Source organism: uncultured Cardiobacterium sp. (genome assembly GCF_938028185.1).
Lineage (GTDB): Bacteria > Pseudomonadota > Gammaproteobacteria > Cardiobacteriales > Cardiobacteriaceae > Cardiobacterium.
The window spans coordinates 1-2,795 of record NZ_CALJAH010000350.1 but is presented as its reverse complement, the minus strand read 5'-3'; the positions used below and the strand labels follow the sequence as shown (position 1 = coordinate 2,795).

Sequence of the window (2,795 nt, the reverse complement as noted above, 5' to 3'; positions counted from 1 at the left end):
TCTGCGCGGTGACGAACATCGCATTGTCAAAGGGCAGCGACAACAGCACCGTCGCAATCGTGGCGAGGCCGATGGAGACCGACACCGGCACGCTCAAAAACATCAGCAGGAAAAAGACGCCAAAAAGAACGAGGATACTCAACAGATCAACAGACATGGCTCATTCCTCCGCACGCAACGCATCGACAATCGCCACCAGCGCAAAAAACACCAGCAGCGCCCCGGCCAGCGGCACCACCAAATAGACATACCCCATCGGCACCTGCAACGCGGGCGTCACCTGCGCATTGGCAAACGTCTTCGCCGTCAGCAGCGAGCCGCCATAGACCATCACCAGCGCCGCAAAAACAATCATGCAGCACTCAATCACAATGTGCAGCGTCCGCCTGGCCACGCCCTTGAGCCGCATCGCCAGCAAATCAATCGCCAAATGCTGCTTCGTCGCCGACGCCTGCGCCGCACCAAGCAGCCCAATCCACATGAACATAAAACGCGCCAGCTCATCGGTGCTGGTGCTGGGCGTGCTGGTGACATAACGCGACGCCACCTGCCACACCACACACGCGACCAGCGCAAACGCCAGCACGGTCAAAACAAGCCCGTTAACCCGCTGCACCCACAACGCGAGCACATCCAGCCGCGAACGCGGCAACAAAGACGGCGAATCAGACATGACAAACTCCAGCAAAAGAAAGAAAAAGGCAGCACCCCCTCCCCCTGTGGGGGAGGGGCGGAGGGCACCCATGAAAAAGGCGAAAGCCTTTTTCATGGGAACCGGGGGGTGGGGGCAGGGATAACCCTTTCCGCCAAAGCCGCAACAGTCTGGAGCGCCGCCCGATGATCGTCGAAACCGGACACTATGCCCTCTGGCTCGCGGGTGCGATTGCGCTGTTGCAAGCCATCCTGCCGACCTTCTGCGCCGACCGCCGCATCGCCTGCGCCCTCGCCGTCAGCGCCGCGAAAACCCAAAGCGCGCTGCTCACCTTCAGCTTTGCCGCCCTCGCCTACGGCTTCCTCGCGAACGACTTCGCGGTGCGCTACATCGCAGCGCACAGCAACAGCCTGCTGCCGTGGTACTACCGCCTCACTGCCGTCTGGGGCGGGCATGAAGGCTCGCTGCTCCTTTGGATAGAAATCCTCGGCCTCTGGAGCGCCGCACTCGCCATCCGCAGCAAAGCGCTGCCGGACGACCTGCGCGCGAAAATCCTCGCCGTCCTCGGCTACATCAGCTTCGGCTTCATCACCTTCATCGGCTTCACCTCCAACCCCTTCAGCCGCGCCCTGCCCGCCCCCTTTGACGGCGCCGACCTCAACCCGCTGCTGCAAGACCCCGGCCTCATCCTCCATCCGCCGCTGCTCTACACCGGCTACGTCGGCTTTGCCGTCGCCTTCGCCTTCGTCGTCGCCGGGCTGTGGCAAGGGCGGCTCGATACCCTCTGGCTGCGCCGCGCCCGCCCGTGGACGCTCGCCGCCTGGCTGGCGCTGACCCTCGGCATCGCTCTCGGCAGTTACTGGGCGTACTACGAACTCGGCTGGGGCGGCTGGTGGTTCTGGGATCCGGTGGAAAACGCCTCGCTCATGCCGTGGCTCATCGGCACCGCGCTGCTGCACAGCCTCATCGTCAGCGAAAAACGCGGCGCCTTCCTCACCTGGACGGCGCTGCTCGCCATCCTCGCCTTCAGCCTCAGCCTCATCGGCACCTTCCTCGTCCGCTCCGGCGTCCTCACCTCGGTGCACGCCTTCGCTGCCGACCCGACGCGCGGCATCTACATCCTCGCCCTGCTCGTCGCCATCACCCTGCCCGCGCTCATCCTTCTCATCCAGCGTGTGCCCGCGCTCGCCAGCCGCGCCCCCTACACCCTGCTCTCGCGCGAAACCGGCATCCTCGCCAACAACTGGCTGATGAGCGGCGCCTGCCTCATCGTCTTCACCGGCACCCTCTACCCGCTCGCCGCCGACAGCCTCAACCTCGGCAAAATCTCCGTCGGCGCGCCCTACTACAACCGCCTCATCGTGCCGCTCGCACTCGCAAGCCTCCTCCTCCTCGGCATCGGCCCGCTCCTGCGCTGGAAAAACGACCGTGCCCGCCGCCTCGCACCACGTCTCACCGCCGTATTTGCGCTTGCTGCCGTCGCCACCCTGCTCATCCTCACCCTCGCCGACACCTGGCAAACCCGCACCGCGCTTGCCGTCTTCGCCGCGACGGCCGCCGCCAGCGCCATCCTCGTTGATAACGCCGACCGCCTGCGCCACCGCATCCCCATCACCCGCGCCTACAGCGGCATGACCCTGGCACATCTCGGCTACCTCATCACCGCGCTCGGCATCACCGCCACCGGCCTCTACAGCAACGAACAAGACCACAGCCTGAAACGCGGCAGCGTCCTCGACTTCGCCGGTTACCGCCTGACGCTGGTCGATTTAGAAACGCGCGAAGGCCCGAACTACACCGCCACCGTCGGCAAAATCCTCGTCCAAAAAACCGACGGCACCCCCGTCACCGTCCTCCTGCCGAGCAAACGCAACTACCACAGCAGCACCATGCCGATGACCGAAAGCGCGCGCCACATCACGCCGACGCACGACCTCTACCTCGCCCTCGGCGAACCCATCAACGCCGACACCTGGGCAGTGCGCCTGCAATACAAACCCTACATCATCTGGATCTGGCTCGGCGCGCTCATCATGGCGGCAGGCGCCGCGCTTGCCGCCACCGCGCACCGAAATATCCCCTCCCCCACAGGACGCGCAGCGTCCGCAGCGGGGGAGGGTTAGGGAGGGGGTAGCGCCCGTGA

Annotated in this window: 2 protein-coding genes; one reads left to right on the top strand and one right to left on the bottom strand. The window is 65.0% G+C overall.

The window, feature by feature from the left end; genetic code table 11:
- Positions 1-160: 160 nt before the first annotated feature.
- Positions 161-769, bottom strand: coding sequence for a TRAP transporter small permease (locus Q0349_RS10235; protein WP_298080814.1), 609 nt, complete (start codon positions 767-769; stop codon positions 161-163).
- 68 nt (positions 770-837) lie between these two features.
- On the opposite strand from Q0349_RS10235, the gene Q0349_RS10230 reads away from it, so the two are divergent.
- Positions 838-2,775: a heme lyase CcmF/NrfE family subunit gene (locus Q0349_RS10230; RefSeq protein ID WP_298080812.1), complete on the top strand. Its 1,938-nt coding sequence runs from the start codon at positions 838-840 to the stop codon at positions 2,773-2,775.
- Positions 2,776-2,795: the final 20 nt, after the last annotated feature.